The organism is Catenulispora sp. EB89, from assembly GCF_041261445.1.
GTDB lineage: Bacteria > Actinomycetota > Actinomycetes > Streptomycetales > Catenulisporaceae > Catenulispora.
This window is the reverse complement of sequence record NZ_JBGCCU010000055.1, coordinates 1-16,587: the sequence shown is the minus strand read 5'-3', so window position 1 is coordinate 16,587 and position 16,587 is coordinate 1. Positions and strand designations below refer to the sequence as shown.

The following is a 16,587-nucleotide window of genomic DNA, read 5'->3' as shown; positions in this document are numbered from 1 at the left end:
CGGCGTTGTGGTTGGTGGGGATCGGCGCGGTGAAGGCGGTGTTCGATCTGGTGGTGCATCCGTTCCGGTTCGCGCAGAACACGGCGTTGTTGTTGTTGTCGGGGTTGATCATCGCCTCGATGGCGTTGCTCGCCGACCTGATTGTTCGGTCCCGGCCGGAGTGAGGGTGGGGGTGCGGGTGGGGTGACTCAAAGCTCGTCATCACGCGCGTCCGCCACGAACACCACCGCGATGGCCTCCGCGTGCTCCGGCTCCTCGGGGTCGGCGACGACCTTCGCCATGATCGTGGCCTCGTGGTTCTCCGGGTCCAGCTCCAGGATCTGCGCCAGCACCTCGGCGGCCTCCGGCAGGGCGCCGTACTTCACCAGGGTGAAGGCCGCGAGCCGGAGCTTCTGGATCGTCACCGGTTCGGCGGGGTCGCCGTCGGCGCGGATGGCGACGCACCGGTCGAGGAGCGGTTGGAAGCGCTTCGGGGGGCCGAACAGTTGCAGGCCGAGGATGATGCCCGGGACCGTCACCGGGTCGCGCATCGGGGTGGCGATCGCGGTTTCGAAGTCGGCCATGGCCTGGTCCCACTTGCCGAGTTGGAAGCGGATCTGGCCGAGGACCGCGGTGCGGTCGCCGCCGACGTCCGGGAGGTCGATGCGCTGGATCAGGCGCTCGGCGGCGCGGTGGTCCTGGTAGGCCAGCATGTACAGCGAGCCCAGTTGGAACAGCGTCGTCGTCTGGTTCGGGGCGACCCGCAGGATGGCCTTGTACGCCGCCTTTGCCTCGTCCTTCATCCCGAGCCGCTTGTAGATGTTCGCGGCGGACGTCAGCGCCCCCGGATCGTCGCCCGCCAGCTCCACCGCGGCCTCGGCGGCGGCCACGGCCTCGTCGTGCCGTCCCAGCTCGGCGAGGATCCGGCCTTGCAGCGACACGGATTCGCTCGCGTCGGGGAAGCGGCGCCGTCCCTCGGTGGCGAGTTCGAGGGCTTCGTCGAGCCGTTCCAAGTCCTCCAGCGCGTACACGGTCCACCGGAACAGCGCGCGGGTGGCTTCGCCTTCGGCGACCAGCGGCTTCGCCAGCGCCACCAGGTCCTCGTACCGATCGTCGTCGCCGGCGATCTCGGCGGCCAGCAGCCGCGCGGGCACCAGCCCCGGGTCCGCGCCCAGCATCGCCGTCACCAGGGCACGGCAGCGGTCGCGGGAATCCTTCGACCACGCGTGGTTGTACACCGCCGCACGCCACATCGACGTCGCGATCCGCGCCTGCGTCCGCAGCAGCTCCGGATCGGTGCCGGCGGTCCCCGGCGTCCCCAGGTCGGGAATGTCCAGCGCCTCACAGCCGAGCGTGTAGACGTCGAGCATCGGCGCCGGCAGGCCCTGCGTCTCCAGCGTGTCCAGCACCTCGCGCACCCGGGACGGCTTCGGCTTCAGCCGCAGCGCCGACGTGAACGCCTCCCGGGCCCGCTCGATCGCCCCCAACCGCAGCTTCACGATCCCGGCCTGGATCAGGAACGCGGTGTTCGTCGGCTCCAGCTGCAGAGCCTGCTCCATCGCGCCGTCCGCCTCCTGCCACCGGTACTCGTCCACGAGCACCATCGCGCGCGTCTGGAAGCTGTCCCCGACCTCCGGATCCACCTCGATCGCCCGGTCCGCCACCGCCAGCGCCTCGGCACGCCGTTCCGGAAAACGTCCGAGCACCTGTGCGTACTGCCGCAGCAGGCGGCCCTCGAAAGGCGCGATCTCCAGAGCCCGTCGGAGTAGCGCCAGTGCCTCGTCGAACTCCTTATCCTGCTTGTGGATCAGCGCGGCTCTGTAGAACCCCTCGCTGTCCTGCGGCCAGAGCGCGATCAGCAGCCGCGCGGTCTCCAACGCCTCATCCCGGCGTTCAACGAGATCGAGCAGCCACGCCAGGTGCACCAACGCCCCGTAGTGCTCGGGTTCGGTCGCCAACACCTTCCGCAGAATCGGTTCGGCCTCGCTATAGCGTTCCAGTCGAATCAGGGCGATCGCGCGCTTGACAGCGGCCCGCAGCGGCAGCGACTCCTCGTCCGCCATCAGAGCCCCTTCGAGCCCTTGCGGTTCTTGAAGTACGCCGCGAGGTCGTCGTACGTGCCGCCCTCGTTGGCGAACAGCGCGACCGACCGCGCGGCGTCGAACCACGGCCCGGTCGAGGGGTGCACGTCCTTCAGCGCGGCGTCGAAGTCGTCCATCCCCATCAACCGCACCTCCCCGCTGCGCACCGCGTCCATCAGGGCCTTCTCCGTGGCCGATTCGCACAGGTAGGCCAGGTCCGCACCGGAGAAGCCGTCGGTGCGTTCCACCAGCGACCCCAGATCGATCTCGGCGATCGGCCGGTCGCGCAGGTGGTAGCGCAGGATCTCCTCGCGGGCCGGCGCGTCCGGCGGCAGGACCAGGACCGTGCGGTCGAAGCGCCCCGGACGCCGCAGTGCCGGATCGACGTCCCACGGGGCGTTCGTCGCGCCGAGCACGAACACGCCCTCGTTGTCCGAACCCACTGAGTCCAGCTCGGCCAGGAACTGGTTGACCACCGTGCGCATGGACGAGCTGCGGGTCAGGCTGCGCCGCTGGCCCAGCGCGTCCAGCTCGTCGAAGAACAGCACGCACGGCGCCTGCCGCCGCGCCAGCTCGAACAGCTCGGTCAGGTTCTTCTCCGACGCGCCGAACCACAGGTCCAGCACCTCGGAGATGCCCACCGAGATCAAGGCTGCGCCGATCTCGCCGGCGACCGCGCGGGCGATGAAGGTCTTGCCGCAGCCGGGCGGGCCGTAGAGGAGCAGGCCGCCGCGCAGGGACTTGCCGTAGAGCTTGCGGAGCTCCGGGTTCCGCAGCGGCGCGAGGAACGACAGCTGCAGGCGTTCCTTCACTTCAGCCATGCCGCCGACGTCCGCGAGGCTGAGGGCCGGGCGTTCGACGTCGTGCGCCGGGCTGTTCTCGGGGTCCTCGCCCTCGTCGTCGGCCGACACCGGCTTGGGGGAGGAGGTGAAGCGGGGCGGCTGGGGGAAGTCGAGCTCGGCTTCGGCGGCGGACCAGTCGAAGCCGGGGTCCTGGTCGGCGGCCTGGTTGGCGGCCTGATCGGCGGCGGGACCCGTTTCGCTGGCCGGGCTTGAGGATTCGGCCGCCGTCGCGCCGGACCCCGCCTGCGCCGTCGCACCGCCGCCGAGCGCCGCGAGCATCAGCTCCCGGGCCCGCGCCGACCCCGGCTCCAGCCGCAGTGCCTCACCCAGCTCGACGATCGCGTCCTGCGTGTCGCCGGCGTCGAGGAGAGCCTCGGCGAGCGCGACGCGGAACTCAGCCTGCTCCGGCGCCGAGCGAACCGCCTGCCGCAACGCGTTGATCAGCGGGCTTTCCCCGTCGGACATGGCTCTCCCCTCCCGGCGAACTTCCCGCGAGCATAGTCGTTGCGCGCGGTCGCACGGCTCAGGGGCTGACGAACTCCCACGTGACGTCGATGACCCCGAGGTTCGGGTCGGCCAGCGACTGGAACGCCGGCAGGCTCAGGTCGATGTGCGAGGGGTCGCAGGTCGGGCACTTGTCCTGGACCGGCACGGTGATCGTGTTCCCGTTGTACGTCACCTGCACCGACAGCCCGCAGACCGGGTCGTTGTTCGGGTTCGGGGTGGTCCAGTACGCGGCGGGCACGGCGACCAGCCAGTCGGTGGCGGCGTTGATCTGGTTGCCGCAGGCGCCGTAGCCGGCGTCGTTGTAGTAGGTGGAGGTGCCGTCGATCGGTTGGCCGACGGGGATGTCCGCGGCGGCGGGACCGATGCCCAGGACCGTGAACGTGCCCGCGGTGGCCAGGACGGCGAGGACGGGGCGTGCGTACGTGGGGAGGTGCACGGCTTTGTCCCTCTCTGGAGGAGTACCACTGAGCACCATGAGGCATGGTGACAAAACGGTCAAGGGCCCCGGGATCGCCCCTTGAGATACTCCGTGTCATCCTCGTGTCATCAGGACTTTGATTCTCGGAGCTCTTCCTCCAGCAGGCCCATCAACGCCCTCGCCGCCGGACTGGTCGCCTCCGGCGTCGGAAGCAGCGCGGCGGTCTCGTACATGACGTCGCCGTTCTCCTTCAGCGGCAACGCGACCAGGCTGGCCCGCTTGCGCCGGAAGTGCCGCGGTACGACCGCTACGCCGAGCCCTTCGTCCACCAGATCGAGCAAGCTGTGCACGTCGTTGACCTCCAGCGGCACCGTCCGCCGCACGCCCAGCGCGGCGAACGCGGCGTCCGTCACGCGGCGCGGTCCCCAGTCCGGGTGGAAGTCGACGAACACCTCGCCGCCGAGCTCGTGCGGCGTCACCACGGCGCCGGCGGCGGCCAGGGCGTGGTCCGGATGGCAGAGCACGTACATGGGCTCGCTGGTCAGCGACACCGACCGCAGCCGCTCCGGATCCTCCTCCGTCCGATACGCGAAGGCCATGTCCAGGCGCCCCGCCGCGACCTGCTCGGCCAGCGCCGCCGACCCCCACTGCCGCAACCGGATCTCCACCTGCGGGTGCAGCCGCCGGAAGGCCGCGAGCAGCCCGGCCACGTGCACCCCGGCGACGCACTGCTCGGCGCCCAGCGTCAGCGTCCCGCGCAGCACGCCCTGCACCGCGGCCACCGCCTCCCGCGCCGCGCGCTCCTGCGCCAGCATCCGCTCGGCCTCCACCAGCAGCGCGCGGCCGGCCTCGGTGAGCGTCACCGTGCGCGTCGTGCGCACGAACAGCGGCGCCTGCAACTCCCGCTCCAGCGCCCGGATCGAGGCCGACAGCCCCGACTGGGACACCATCAGCCGCGCCGCCGCGCGGGTGAAGTGCTGCTCCTCGGCGACCGACACGAAGTGCTGAAGCTGGCGTATCTCCATGGTGCGGGAGCCTAGACGATTGAGAAGGGAAACCGCTGAATCCCAGCAGATTCTCCTGTTGGACTTCTGCTCGCCGCTCGCGGAAAAGTAGCCGCGGGCCCTGCGGAACCGGGGCCGGAACCACCCACCGCATTGGGAGTCGCGATGTACACCGCCCACCCCGACCGCTACGCCTCCATGCCCTACCGGCGCTCCGGAAACAGCGGCCTGTGCCTGCCGGCCGTCTCGCTCGGCCTCTGGCAGAACTTCGGACCCAGCCGTCCAGCTGAGGTCCAGCGCGCCATCCTGCGCCGCGCCTTCGACCTCGGCGTCACACACTTCGACCTCGCCGACAACTACGGCCCGCCCGGCGGCGCCGCCGAATCAGCCCTCGGCGAAGCGCTGCGGACGGACTTCGCGCACCACCGGGACGAGCTGGTGATCTCGACCAAGGCCGGCTACCGGATGTGGGACGGCCCGTACGGTGAGTGGGGCTCGCGCAAGCACCTGATCTCCTCACTCGACCAGGGCTTGGGCCGGATGGGGATCGAGTACGTCGACATCTTCTACTCGCACCGCTTCGACCCCGACACGCCGCTCGAAGAGACGATGCGGGCCCTGCACACGGCCGTTCAGCAGGGCAAGGCGCTGTACGTCGGCGTCTCCAACTACTCCGCCGAGCAGACACGGGAAGCCGCGCGCATCCTCGGCGAACTGGGCACCCCGCTGCTGATCCACCAGCCGAAGTACTCGATGCTCGACCGCGGCCCGGAGGAACACGGCCTGCTCGACGCCCTCGGCGAACTCGGTGTCGGCTCGATCGCCTTCTCCCCGTTGGAGCAGGGCCTGCTGACGTCCCGCTACCTCGACGGCGTCCCGGACGGATCCCGGGCCGCGCGCGACGGATCCTCGCTGAACAGCGACCGGCTCACCGACGAACTGCTGACGCAGCTGCGCGATCTGAACGACATCGCGAAGTCGCGCGGGCAGAGCCTGGCTCAGCTTGCGCTCGCGTGGGTGTTGCGCGGAGGCCGGGTCACCTCCGCGCTCATCGGCGCCAGCAGCCCCGAGCAGTTGGAGGACAACGTCGCCGCAGTGCGGAACCTGGACTTCGACGCCGATGAGCTGGCGCGGATCGACGCGGTGATCAAGCGCTGATCGGGCGCAGACCGGGCGCTGATCGGGCGGTGACATCGCTGTCGCCGCCGGTTTCGGGAGATCAGGACACTGTCACATCGACGTCGTCGTGGTCGCCGGCCAGCAGCGCCTCGATCGAGACCGGCCGGTCCAGGGTCGAGGACACGTAGACGGCGCGCACGATGGCCAGCGCCATCAGGCCGTCCTGGAACGTGACCGTCGGCGGGCGGCCGGTCTCGATGGCGTCGACGACGTCCTCGTACTGCCGCAGGTGGCCGAGGACGAAGGTGTCGGCGAGCTTGGGGCTGCCGCGCAGTTCCGCTTCGGGCACCACGCTGGAGGCCTGGTTGTCGGGTTCGGCGCCGCCGTAGGGCCCGCCGGTCTCGCCGGTGCCGTGCCGCGCGACGTGGAAGTACTCCAGCTGGTCGTCGTGCAGGACGGCGGAGCCGGTGCTGCCGTGGACCTGGAGGCGGACCGACAGGCCGGGGTAGGCGGCGGTGGTGGCGTGCAGGACGGCCAGGGCACCGGACGCGAAGCGGACCGTGGCGACCGCGACGTCCTCGACCTCGATGGACTCGTGGGCCAGCATGGCGGCGTGCGCGCAGACCTCCACGGGACGGCCGAGGAACCAGGCCAGGAGGTCGACGGTGTGGACGCCCTGGTTCATCAGCGCCCCGCCGCCGTCCAGGGCCCAGGTGCCGCGCCACTGCGCGGAGTCGTAGTACTCCTGGCCGCGCCACCAGGCGACGGAGGCCACCGCCGAGGTGACGCGGCCCATGCGGCCGTCGGTGATCGCCGCCGCGACGGCCGCGCTCGCCGGGTCGAAGCGGTGCTGGCTGATGACGCTGCCGACGATCCCGCGCCGCGCCGCGTCCTCGGCGAGCGCGGTGAGGCGGCGGGCTTCCGGGAGCGAGACGTCGATCGGCTTCTCGACGAGGACGTGGACCCCGGCGGCCAGGGCCTCGGAGACGGCGGCGGCGTGCAGGCCGGTCGGGACGCAGACGGCGACGAGATCGATGCCGCCGGCGGCCAGGGCTGCGGGCAGGGAGTCGAATTCGGCGGGGTCGTCGGTCCCGCTCTTGGCGAGCTCGCCGCTCGCGCCGTGCTCGTGGGTTCCGTCGGCATCCTCGCGCCCGAAGTTCTCGCTGAGCGCGATGTGTTCGGCGAGCTTGTGCCGCGCGGCGGCGTCGGGGTCGACGATGGCCGCGACACGGAGCCGGGGATGGCGCCCGACCGCCTCGGCGTGGATGCGGCCGATCGTGCCCGCGCCGACGATGGCGACGGCCAGCGTGGGGTGGTCGTCCTGGGTCATGCGGTCTCCACTCCGATCCTGTCGAGCAGGCCGGCCAGGGCGCGGGCCGCGCGGCCGAACAGCGCCGGGCCGGAGAACCCGCCGGTCGCGTGCCCGAGGGCCAGGTGCGGTTCGAGCGAGGCGAAGCCGGTGTAGCCGTCGTCGCGCAGCGCGGTCAGCGTGTCGAGCAGCTGGCCGTCGCCCTCGCCGGCCGGCACCACCGCGCCGGTCGCCGCGACGGCGTCCTTCACCTGCAGGTACTCGATGTGCGGCCGCAGCATGGCGTAGCCGTCGGTGAACGGCGCCACGCCGACCTGGACGAAGTTGGCGCTGTCCCACGCCATCCGCAGCGCGTCGGAGCCCACCGACTCGATGAGGTCCAGGACGCGCTCGGGGACGTCGCCGTAGATGTCCTTCTCGTTCTCGTGCAGCAGCACCACGTTCTCGCGCTCGGCGAGCCGCGTCAGGGCGCTGATGTGCTTGAGCACCGGATCGCGCACGTCCGCCGCGCTGGTCCCCTCGGGCCGGTAGAAGGAGAACATCCGGATGTAGCGGGTGCCGAAGCGGTGCGCGACCGCGATGGCGCGGGCCAGGCGGCGGAGTTCGTCGTCGGGATCCCCGACGATGTTCACCTTGCCGACGGGGGAGGCGATGGCGGAGACCCCCATCTCCCACCGGTCCAGGACCGCGGCGAACGTCTCCACTTGCTCATCGCTCAGGTCGACGACGTTGGTGCCCCACGCCCCGCGCATCTCGATGTGCCGCGCGCCCAGCGCCTGCAGCACCGCGATCTGCACTTCGGGGTCCGGGCTGATCTCGTCGCCGAACCCGCTGAGCGTCCAGGTCACGGGATTCTGTCTGTCATTTCGGCTCATCGCAGCTCCTCTGATGGAGAGCCCTGCGCCTTCCACCTTGGCGCGGCCGACGGACCCGAGTCCAACAGGGGGAGGCGATGGGATTCAGCGGGTGCGGTTCTGAATGAGGTCAGGACTGGTGCCGTCCCCAGGGCTTCCGCCGGCCGCTGCCACGGAAACGGCGCCCCGAGTGCATTCGAGGCGCCGTTCGGTGCTACAACCGGTCGCGGCCGGTGTCGCCGGGATTAGCAGTAGCCGGCCTGCGCGACCCAGTAGTTCAGCGCGGACCACGTGTTCGGGCCGATGACGCCGTCGGGGTTGGTGGCGCCCATGCAGTGGATCTGGAAGTTCTTGGTCGCGGCCTCGGTGTTCTGGCCGAAGTCGCCGTCCACGGTCAGGCCGTGGTACGACCCGTTGCCGTAGTTGGTGGAGTGGCCGAAGGCGTACGCGTAGTTGAGCTCGCACTGGGCCTGCTCTACCGCGATGCCCTGGCTGCCGACGGTGATCTCCGGCTGGGCGTTCGTGTAGCCGCACAGGCCCGAGCTCGCGGCGTGCGCCGGCGCGCTGGCCACCACCGTGCCGGTGCCGATGGCCAGGACGCCTACGACGGCGGCGAGGACACGGCGGCGGAACGGCTGGGTGATCGTGAGATCTGCCATGGTTCTGGTCCCCTTTCGGACGGATGTTGTCAGTGACGCCTGCGTGGAGCGAGTTCATGTGCCGCAGCCGTCACGACGACGATGACTGACCGGCGTGGAAAGCCCGTGCGATGCCTGTGGCATCTGTGTGGCAGCTGTTCTCTGTGATGAGCCCTTTGCGATCCAGGCAGAATTCTCAGGCCGCCCGACCGAACACCGGATCGTCGCCCGACAGAATGCTCTGGTGCACGCGAGCCATCTCCGGCCCCGGCTCCACGCCGAGCTCGTCGATGAGGATGCGCCGCGCCGTCCGGTACGCGTCGAGCGCTTCGACGCGGCGTCCCGTCCGGGACAGCGACAGCATCAGCTGCGCGTGGAAACGCTCGTGCAGCGGATGAACCGCGACGAGCGACTGGAGCTGGGGCACCAACACGTGATCCCGCCCCATCCGCAGTGCCGCTTCGAACCGGAACTCCAGCAGCTGGAGCCGCAGGTACTCCAAGCGCGGCAACACCGTCCGGGCGAGCAGTTGCGACGACACGTCCAACAGCGGCTGCGCGCGCCACAGCCCCAGAGCCCGCCCCGTCGTGTCGTCGACCTCGCCCCAGGCGCCCGCGCGCAGGTGTTCGCCGGCCTCGTGGCACAGGCTCTCGAAGCGGTGCGTGTCGAGCTCGGACTCCGGAACCTCAAGCGTGTATCCGGGCGCCCGGGTCTGGAGCCGTTCCGCGTCCTGTTCCTGCAGGCTGCGGCGCAGGCGCATGACGTGGCTGCGCAACGTCTGCGCGTACCCGGCCGGCGGCACGCCGTCCCACACCGTCTCAGCGAGCTGATCCACCGAGACCGGGGTGTTGGCGTGCAGAAGCAGTGTCGCCAACAGAATCCGCTGCCGGGGTCCGGCGACGGGCTGCCATCGACCGGTGACGTCGACGACCTCCAAAGGACCAAGAAGCCTGAACCTCATTGCCAACTCCCCGTGTAGTTGAGCCTCCAGCCTCGCCGCTCGCCCTCCCACCGGGCTAAGATCCGGATAACATCGCCTGGTCAAGGGCCTGATGAACGTGGCCACTCGGCATCGGCGGAAACATTCACCATTCAGCAAGCACCGCATGGAGTACCGGCTCCCGGAATTGGAGAGTCTTACCTTGTGTCGATGCCACTCATCAGCCCCTCGCGCTTCGACGGGCCACTAGTGGAACGGGACGCCGAGGTCGTGCGTCTGGAGCAGGTCGTGAGCCTGCTGCGCTCGGGGCGCGGGACCATCCTGGAGATCGTCGGCGATCCCGGAATGGGGAAGACCAGCCTGCTGGCCGTCCTCGCGGGCCTGGTCACCGGATCCGGCGCGCGGCTGGCCCGCGGGCACGCGGTCCGGGGCGACGCCGCCCCCGGCCAGATCTTCCGCAGCGCCTGGGAGGAGCATCCGGATCTGGGCGCCGTGGAACTCGGCGGCGCCCTGGATCCGCAGGCGGCCAGAACGCTCGCCACCGCCTGGGCCGCCGGGCCCGGCGGCGCGGTGCTGCTCGACGACGTGCAGTGGTGCGACCCGATGTCGGTCGAGATCGCCATGCGGCTGGTCCGCAATCCGGTGCCGGGGCCGTTCCTGCTGGCCGTGTCGCACCGGCCGCGGCAGACCAATCCGGCGCTGCTGGACGCCCTGGACGACGGCGTCCGCATCGGAACCGTGACCCGGGTCGTGCTCTCGCCGCTGAACACGGACTCCATGCGCGGGCTCGCCGGCCGCTGGACCGGCGCCTCGGCGGCGAGCGCTTTCGGCAGCGCCGCTGGAAACGCCACCGGAAACGCCACCGGGACCGACGAGATCCACGACCGCAGGCTCGGCGACGCGGCCGGCGGCAGCCCCCGCAATCTCAGGATCCTGCTGGCGGCCGGCTGGGACCCGGTGCTGTGGCCGTTCCAGGCCGGAGGAGACCCGGGCGGTCTGCTGCGCGAGGCCGCGGCGCTGACCTCCGAACTCGACCTGCTCTCGCCGGAGGCCGGCGCGGTGCTGCGCGCCGCTGCGATCCTGGGCGACCCGTTCCGGCCCGGCGACCTCACCGAGGTCAGCGCGCTCCCGGCCGACCGCGTCCTGACGGCGCTCGGCGAGCTGTCGCAGGCCGACCTGATCAGGCGGCGCGGCAACGGCGAGTTCACGTTCCGCGATCCGGTGCTGGCGCACGTCGCCCACGAGCACTCCAGCCTGTCCGAACAGTCGGCCGGACACCGGCGCGCCCTGGACCTGCTCGCGGCGCGGCAGGTCGCCGCGGCGGTGCTGGCCCGGCACGCCGAGCACCTGCTGGGCACCGACTCCGCGACCGCCGCGCCGATCCTGGCCCGGGCCGCCGCCGAGGTGGTGGCCAGCGATCCGGCCGCCGCGGCGCACTGGTCGGGCCTGGCGCTCGACCACATCCCGCACGGCGGCCAGGAGCGCGCCGAGACGGAGATCCTGCGCTGCCGCGCGCTGATCGCCGTGGGCCGGCTGGACGAGGCCAGGACCCTGGTCCACGAGGTGCTGGGCCACGTCGCGGACCTGCCGTGGCAGCTCGCGCTCCGGGCGTACGGGGCCGCGGCGGACGTCGAGCGGCTGCTGTGCCGGTACTCCGAGGCCGAGGCCATCGCCGCCACGGCGCTGGGGCTCCTGCCGGCGCTGCGGGAAGACGGCGCGCTGCCGATGGAAGCCGTGATGATGGTCTACGAGTACGCGCTGGTGCAGTCGCTGCGCGGGGACCACATCCAGGCCCGCGCGATGATCCGCTCGGCGGTGGACACCACGGTGCGTCCCCAGCACACCACCGAGATCGCGATCCGCTGCCTGGCCGTATGCCAGGACGCTTATGTCGGAGACGTCGCCGTCGCCCTGGAAGGGGTGCGGCTGTGCACCGGCGCGGTGGACGCGCTGGCGGATCCCCAGGCGGGTCAGTCTCCTGAGATGTTCGTGACGCTCGGTGTCGCAGAGCTCTACCTTGAGCGGTTCGAGGACGCCTCCCGGCATGTGAAGCGCGGACTGAAGGTCGCCGGCGGCGGCACTCAGCTGCACGTGGTCCTGCACCAGCTCCTGTGCATCGCCAGCGTCGACCTGTTCACCGGCCGGCTGGAGACGGCCACGGAGTGGGCCGTTCAGGCCGAACAGCTCGCCGCCGCCGTCGGGTCCCAGGAAGGTGTCGGCCTGGCCAAGGCGATCCGCGCGTCGGCGATGATCTGGACCCACGGCCGGCGCGACCTCGGGGAGATCCTGACGCTCGTCGAGTCCGCCATCGCCGACGTGGAGACACACCGCAGCTGGTGGGCGCTGAGCGCGCTCGGCCTCGCGGCCCAGGTGCAGATCCTCGGCGGCGATCCCGACGGCGCGTTGCGCACGATGCTGGAGCGCGCCGACGGCCAGGACGTCGCGGTCGCGCAGCCCGCGCTGGAGCCCTCGCTCAAGGCCCTGATGGCGCTGGCCGCGCTGCGCCTGGGCGACCTGGCGGCGGCGCGCGGCTGGACCGAGGACGCCGAGGCCGCCGCGTCCCGGCTCGGGCTGACCGGGCAGACCGCGAGCGCGATGCGTGCCCGCGCGGCGCTGCACCTGGCCGACGGCCGTCCCGACCTGGCCGTGGACGTCTTCGAGCAGGCCGCGGACCGGTTCGAGCGGGCCGGGATGCCGATCCAGCGGGCCTGGACGCAGGCGATGGGCGCGGCGGCGGCCGACGCGGCGCAGGGCCACGACGCGGCGCTGGTGTGGCTGGACGCGGCGTCGGCGGCGGCGGACGCGCTGGGTGCGCTGTGGGTGCAGGAGGACACGGCACGCGCGCGGGCCGCGTTGGAGACCCTGGTGCAGGACGGCGGCGGGTCGGGGCATGCGCAGGACGCTAATGGCGCCGACGGTGCTGGGGCGGGAACCGCCGGGTCCGGGTCCGGGGGCGGGTCAGGGACCGACGTCGGGGTCGGGGTCGGCGCCGGACCGCTCGGCATGCTCAGCGACCGGGAGCGCGAGATCGCGGCGCTGGCCGCCGCCGGCCTGCGGTCGCGGGAGATAGCGCAGCGGCTGTTCCTGAGCCCACGCACCGTCGAGGCGCATCTGGGGCGGGTGTACCGACGCCTCGGGGTGTCGTCGCGAGGGGAGCTGCCGCGGATCATCGGGAACCGGGGTGGGAGCGAGTCGGCCGAGGACGCGGGGCAATGAACCAGGGTTCTTAGTTCGAGAACCTTTGCCAGGGGGCTTCGTCAGTCGAGACCGTGCCGCTGGGCATAGCGGATCGCGGCGACCCGGTCGCGGGAACCGGTCTTGGCGAAGATCCGGTTGATGTGCGTCTTGACGGTGTTGGCGCTGAGGAAGAGCGTCGCGGCGATCTCAGAGTTCGACGAACCGCGCGCCATCAGCGTCAGGATCTCGCCTTCCCGCGCTGTCAGCCCGTCGGTGAGCGTGGGCTCCACGGATGCGGTGCTGCCGCCCGCGGACGTCGCGGACAGCAGCATCTCCTGAACCCGCGGGTCCAGGACCGTCAGTCCGTCGGCGGCGCTGTGCAGGGTGCGCGCGATGTGCCGGCGGTCGGCGTTCTTGGTCAGGTACGCGCGGGCTCCGGCGCGGAGGGTGTCGAGCACCGAGGTGTCGTTCGCGTAGGTGGTGAGCACGACGATCGCGACGTCCGGGTGCGAGACGGCCAGGCGCCGGGTCACTTCGAGGCCGTCGAGGACCGGCATGTGCAGGTCCAGCAGGATCGCGTCGGGGCGGTGCTCGGCGACCTGGGCGATGGCCTGCTCGCCGTCCGCCGCCGAGCCGACGACCTGGATGTCCGGCAGGAGGTCGAGCATCAGCACGAGGCCTTCGCGGATGGTCGCCTGGTCGTCGGCCACCACGATGCGCAGCGGGGCGTCGGGCCGGGGATCGGTCATCGCGGGACCTTCGCGACGACGGTCCAGCGGCCGTCGTGGACGCCCGCGGTCAGGGTTCCGCCGAGGAGCAGGAGGCGTTCGCGCATGCCGGTGAGACCGTAGCCGCCGTTCACGGTCGCGAATCCGGCTGTGGCGACCCCGATCGCGGGCCCGATCGCGGGGGTGCCGGCACCGTCGGGTGCGAGGGTGTTGGCGACGGTCAGGGTCACGGCGTCCTCCTCGTACCGCACGACGATCTGGATCTCCTGGCGCGGCGCGTGCTTGGCGGCGTTCGTCAGCGACTCCTGCGCGGCGCGTGCGACGGCGAGTGTCTGCTCCGACTGTAGCGGGGCGGCGTCGCCGTCGATCCGCAGGCGCACCGCGCTGTCGTGGAGCCGGCGGTGTTCCCGCGCCATGGTCGCGAGCTGCTGGTCCAGCGGGGCGGTGTCGGTGCGCAGGGCGTTCACGGCGCGCCGGGTCTCGGTGAGGCCGTCGCCGGCCATGCGCTGGGCCACGGCCAGGACTTCGTCGGCGCGTTCCACGCTGGAGTGGCCGTGGCTGTTGCCGTCGCTGCAGTCGTGGTCTTCCAGCAGCGCGCGCGCCGCCTGGATCTGGATGCCCAGCGCGCCGAGCGAGTGCGCCAGCACGTCGTGGATCTCGCGGGCGATCCGGGCGCGTTCATCCAGGACCGCGACGCGCCGTTGCTCCGTGCGGAGCTGGTCGACCTGTTCGAGCAGCAGTGCGGACTGCTCGGCCTGGACCCGGTAGGAGCGGCGCTGGTGGCCGGCGAGCAGCGAGACCAGCACGATCAGCAGGTAGCCCAGGACGCTGCCGGTGTCCGCGTCGGTCGCCAGGCCGCCGACCGCGATCGCCACGGCCGCGGCGCCGGCGATGTACCAGCCGGTCGCGAGCTCCGTCTGGGTCCCGGCGGCGACGACGGCGACCAGCACGACGCCGATCATGGAGCTGCCGTGCTGGGTCGAGACGGCTCCGGCGGCGACCGCGATCACGGTCAGCAGCAGCGTCAGCACGATGCCGCCGCGGGCCCGCAGCCCGCCTCGGGCTTCGAGGAGCGCCCACAGCGCCAGGGCGACACAGGACACTGCGAGCGCCGTCGCGGTCGCGGCGTCGGCCGCCGCGCTCCGGTCCGGGCCGAAGGCGAGGGTCTCGACGCCGATCACAATGACCGCGGCGGTCCTCAGCAGCCATTGCGTGGTGTGCAGCACACCGGGAGAGTACCGGTGCCCGGTCACGACGGCCTGTTCAGGCGCGAGGCCAGACCGGAGGTCGCGCCGCCTTCGGGAGCGAACGGGATGCCCATCGACTGGGCCCGCAGCACGATCACGCCGGCCATGGCGAGGCGATTGGCGCCGAGCGTCAGGAGGATCGGCGCGGAGGACGCGGCGACCTTGGCGTCCAGCCCGGTGGCGACGAGGGTGAACAGCAGTCGCGAGACGACGAGCCCGAGCCACAGCCACAGGCCGGCCTTCGGCATCCGGCCCCACAGCACGCCCTCGCGCGCTTCCAGCCGCATCACGATGCCCTGGGCCAGGCCGATCGCGGCGGCGACGGCGGCCCCGGTCGCGATGCAGGCGTAGTCGGTGGGGCCCGGATGTCTGGCGCCGTGGTGCAGGCCCGAGATCCCGACGACGAGCAGGATCGCGGGCAGCACGACCACGCGCTTGGCGCGCAGCGTCTCGCCGACGAACTGGCGGGCGATGACATAGGCGGCGATCGCGATCGCGGCCAGGACTTCCAACGGGCCCATCTTCTTCTCCCCGGTGTTGGGTCTTGCCGTCGGACTTGTTCTGGTCTTGGTGACGGCGCTGCCAACGCTAGGGACGGCGGGGGTGGTGGAGCGTCACACCAGGAGGTGACACCCGGGTTGATTGGCGCAGCTCAGGCGTAGTACCGGGGGTCACCCCGCGCTGTGACGACGGCGCGGGGGCCGCGGGCGGAGTTTGGACGGGACGCACATGACTCATCCGTCTCGTCCGACCAGGGGGAAAGCACCATGAACAGCCTCAACCAGGCGATGCTCATCAACGGGATCGTCCTCTTCGCAGTCCTCGAAGCCGACCTGGGCCCGCACCGCAAGGTCGGCGCCTTCCGCATCCTGCGCCCGGTGCTCACCAGCGCCGCGATCGTCCCCCTGTTCCTCAAAGGCTTCGTCGGCTCGGGCTCCGGCCTGGTCCTCGAACTCGCGGCGACGGCCGCCGGCCTGGGGCTCGGCCTGCTCGCCGCGAGCCAGACCACGGTGTATCGCAGCCCCCGCACCGGCAAAGCCGCCTCCCGCGCAGGCCTCGGCTACGCAGCGGTCTGGGGCATCGTGATCGGCGCCCGCGCGGCGTTCTCCTACGGATCGGTGCACTGGTTCCCGCACCAACTCGGCCGCTGGATGCTGACGAACCAGATCACCGCCGAAGCCCTCACCGACGCACTGATCTTCATGGCCCTGGCGATGATGCTCACGCGGACCGCGTCGCTGGCCGGCCGGGCGGCGCGGGTGTGAGTAGCTTGCGTGGCGGGGCGAGCTGGTTACCGGCGCAAGTCAGTGCCGCTACTTTTTGGGGCGCTGGTGAGTTGTGTGTGGGTGCTGGCGGCGGGTGCGGTTTGGTGGTGGGTTTTAAGAGCTTTTTACGGCTTCGCAGGGCTTTAAGAAGGATCCGCTGGGTGGCGCAGTTCGGTGGTGTGCCTGGGGACGCGCTGGCGGCTGGCGGTTGTTCGTGTGCACGACCACGCGCGGGTCCGAGTCACTGCGCACGCGTTTGGTCTGGCGGCTGGCGGCCGCGTTTGGTGGGTGCCTGAAAGTCAAAGGCAGGGCCTCCGGCGGCGCCTGCGCGGCGAGCGGCACTCGCTCCGGGGAGGGGGGGCCGCGCTGTCTGCTGCCGGTCGTTGCTTGTGGTCGCCTGTGTCCCGGGTTCCCCGTCGCATCGTCGCCTCACGGAAGCAGACCGGTCCGGTGGTATCAAGTCGGACCCCTGCTGCTGT

The 16,587-nt window shown here is 71.5% G+C and carries 14 protein-coding genes and 1 pseudogene; 4 read left to right on the top strand and 11 right to left on the bottom strand.

Going from position 1 to position 16,587, the window contains the following annotated elements; all coding sequences use genetic code 11:
• Positions 1-164: pseudogene (locus tag ABH920_RS49795) on the top strand (glycosyltransferase family 2 protein); the annotation flags it as partial.
• A gap of 24 nt (positions 165-188) precedes the next feature.
• On the opposite strand, the gene ABH920_RS49790 reads toward ABH920_RS49795, so the two are convergent.
• The 4 genes from ABH920_RS49790 to ABH920_RS49775 all read right to left on the bottom strand — a co-directional run bounded on the left by ABH920_RS49790 (position 189) and on the right by ABH920_RS49775 (position 4,852).
• Entirely contained in the window at positions 189-2,042 is a 1,854-nt protein-coding gene (locus ABH920_RS49790) for a tetratricopeptide repeat protein (RefSeq protein ID WP_370356900.1), read from the bottom strand.
• Positions 2,042-3,367, bottom strand: coding sequence for an AAA family ATPase (locus tag ABH920_RS49785; protein WP_370356898.1), 1,326 nt, complete (start codon positions 3,365-3,367; stop codon positions 2,042-2,044). Before ABH920_RS49785 ends, ABH920_RS49790 begins: the two co-directional genes overlap by 1 nt.
• A 58-nt stretch (positions 3,368-3,425) precedes the next feature.
• Entirely contained in the window at positions 3,426-3,845 is a 420-nt protein-coding gene (locus ABH920_RS49780) for a cysteine/serine endopeptidase inhibitor (RefSeq protein WP_370356896.1), read from the bottom strand.
• 110 nt (positions 3,846-3,955) lie between these two features.
• The gene (locus ABH920_RS49775) at positions 3,956-4,852 is read right to left on the bottom strand and encodes a LysR substrate-binding domain-containing protein (RefSeq protein ID WP_370356894.1); all 897 of its coding nucleotides are present in this window, start codon (positions 4,850-4,852) and stop codon (positions 3,956-3,958) included.
• Positions 4,853-4,996: 144 nt separating this feature from the next.
• Here ABH920_RS49775 and mgrA point away from each other — a divergent pair, with 144 nt between their 5' ends.
• Positions 4,997-5,989 (top strand): L-glyceraldehyde 3-phosphate reductase, encoded by a 993-nt coding sequence (gene mgrA, locus ABH920_RS49770; protein ID WP_370356892.1) that lies wholly within the window; start codon positions 4,997-4,999, stop codon positions 5,987-5,989.
• Positions 5,990-6,050: 61 nt separating this feature from the next.
• On the opposite strand, the gene ABH920_RS49765 is transcribed toward mgrA, so the two are convergent.
• The 4 genes from ABH920_RS49765 to ABH920_RS49750 form a co-directional block, all read right to left on the bottom strand.
• Positions 6,051-7,280, bottom strand: coding sequence for a Gfo/Idh/MocA family protein (locus ABH920_RS49765; RefSeq protein ID WP_370356890.1), 1,230 nt, complete (start codon positions 7,278-7,280; stop codon positions 6,051-6,053).
• Positions 7,277-8,134, bottom strand: a complete 858-nt coding sequence (locus ABH920_RS49760) for a sugar phosphate isomerase/epimerase family protein (RefSeq protein WP_370356888.1) — start codon at positions 8,132-8,134, stop codon at positions 7,277-7,279. The genes ABH920_RS49765 and ABH920_RS49760 overlap by 4 nt, the downstream gene beginning before the upstream one ends.
• Before the next feature lie 224 nt (positions 8,135-8,358).
• The gene (locus ABH920_RS49755; protein ID WP_370356886.1) at positions 8,359-8,772 is read right to left on the bottom strand and encodes a peptidoglycan-binding protein; all 414 of its coding nucleotides are present in this window, start codon (positions 8,770-8,772) and stop codon (positions 8,359-8,361) included.
• 175 nt (positions 8,773-8,947) lie between these two features.
• Entirely contained in the window at positions 8,948-9,712 is a 765-nt protein-coding gene (locus ABH920_RS49750) for a BTAD domain-containing putative transcriptional regulator (RefSeq protein ID WP_370356884.1), read from the bottom strand.
• Between the two features lie 189 nt (positions 9,713-9,901).
• Here ABH920_RS49750 and ABH920_RS49745 point away from each other — a divergent pair, with 189 nt between their 5' ends.
• Positions 9,902-12,907, top strand: a complete 3,006-nt coding sequence (locus ABH920_RS49745; protein ID WP_370356882.1) for a LuxR C-terminal-related transcriptional regulator — start codon at positions 9,902-9,904, stop codon at positions 12,905-12,907.
• A gap of 41 nt (positions 12,908-12,948) precedes the next feature.
• Here ABH920_RS49745 and ABH920_RS49740 read toward each other — a convergent pair whose 3' ends face one another.
• Genes ABH920_RS49740 through ABH920_RS49730 form a run of 3 tightly spaced genes read right to left on the bottom strand, consistent with a single transcriptional unit; the run spans position 12,949 to position 15,364 of the window.
• Positions 12,949-13,617, bottom strand: coding sequence for a response regulator (locus ABH920_RS49740; RefSeq protein ID WP_370356879.1), 669 nt, complete (start codon positions 13,615-13,617; stop codon positions 12,949-12,951).
• Positions 13,614-14,822 carry a sensor histidine kinase gene (locus ABH920_RS49735; RefSeq protein WP_370356877.1) on the bottom strand — a complete coding sequence of 403 codons (1,209 nt, stop codon included), beginning with the start codon at positions 14,820-14,822 and terminating at the stop codon, positions 13,614-13,616. Before ABH920_RS49735 ends, ABH920_RS49740 begins: the two co-directional genes overlap by 4 nt.
• A gap of 23 nt (positions 14,823-14,845) precedes the next feature.
• Positions 14,846-15,364, bottom strand: coding sequence for a hypothetical protein (locus ABH920_RS49730; RefSeq protein ID WP_370356875.1), 519 nt, complete (start codon positions 15,362-15,364; stop codon positions 14,846-14,848).
• Positions 15,365-15,610: 246 nt separating this feature from the next.
• On the opposite strand from ABH920_RS49730, the gene ABH920_RS49725 reads away from it, so the two are divergent.
• The gene (locus ABH920_RS49725) at positions 15,611-16,108 is read left to right on the top strand and encodes a hypothetical protein (RefSeq protein WP_370356873.1); all 498 of its coding nucleotides are present in this window, start codon (positions 15,611-15,613) and stop codon (positions 16,106-16,108) included.
• The last annotated feature ends 479 nt before the right edge of the window (positions 16,109-16,587 follow it).

Bases quoted from the DNA above. Each gene is read 5' to 3' on its own strand.
- ABH920_RS49755 (WP_370356886.1), bottom strand. From the start codon at position 8,772: ATGGCAGATCTCACGATCACCCAGCCGTTCCGCCGCCGTGTCCTCGCC.
- ABH920_RS49760 (WP_370356888.1), bottom strand. From the start codon at position 8,134: ATGAGCCGAAATGACAGACAGAATCCCGTGACCTGGACGCTCAGCGGG.
- ABH920_RS49775 (WP_370356894.1), bottom strand. From the start codon at position 4,852: ATGGAGATACGCCAGCTTCAGCACTTCGTGTCGGTCGCCGAGGAGCAG.
- ABH920_RS49785 (WP_370356898.1), bottom strand. From the start codon at position 3,367: ATGTCCGACGGGGAAAGCCCGCTGATCAACGCGTTGCGGCAGGCGGTT.
- ABH920_RS49730 (WP_370356875.1), bottom strand. From the start codon at position 15,364: ATGGGCCCGTTGGAAGTCCTGGCCGCGATCGCGATCGCCGCCTATGTC.
- ABH920_RS49765 (WP_370356890.1), bottom strand. From the start codon at position 7,280: ATGACCCAGGACGACCACCCCACGCTGGCCGTCGCCATCGTCGGCGCG.
- ABH920_RS49750 (WP_370356884.1), bottom strand. From the start codon at position 9,712: ATGAGGTTCAGGCTTCTTGGTCCTTTGGAGGTCGTCGACGTCACCGGT.
- ABH920_RS49725 (WP_370356873.1), top strand. From the start codon at position 15,611: ATGAACAGCCTCAACCAGGCGATGCTCATCAACGGGATCGTCCTCTTC.
- mgrA (WP_370356892.1), top strand. From the start codon at position 4,997: ATGTACACCGCCCACCCCGACCGCTACGCCTCCATGCCCTACCGGCGC.
- ABH920_RS49745 (WP_370356882.1), top strand. From the start codon at position 9,902: ATGCCACTCATCAGCCCCTCGCGCTTCGACGGGCCACTAGTGGAACGG.
- ABH920_RS49790 (WP_370356900.1), bottom strand. From the start codon at position 2,042: ATGGCGGACGAGGAGTCGCTGCCGCTGCGGGCCGCTGTCAAGCGCGCG.
- ABH920_RS49740 (WP_370356879.1), bottom strand. From the start codon at position 13,617: ATGACCGATCCCCGGCCCGACGCCCCGCTGCGCATCGTGGTGGCCGAC.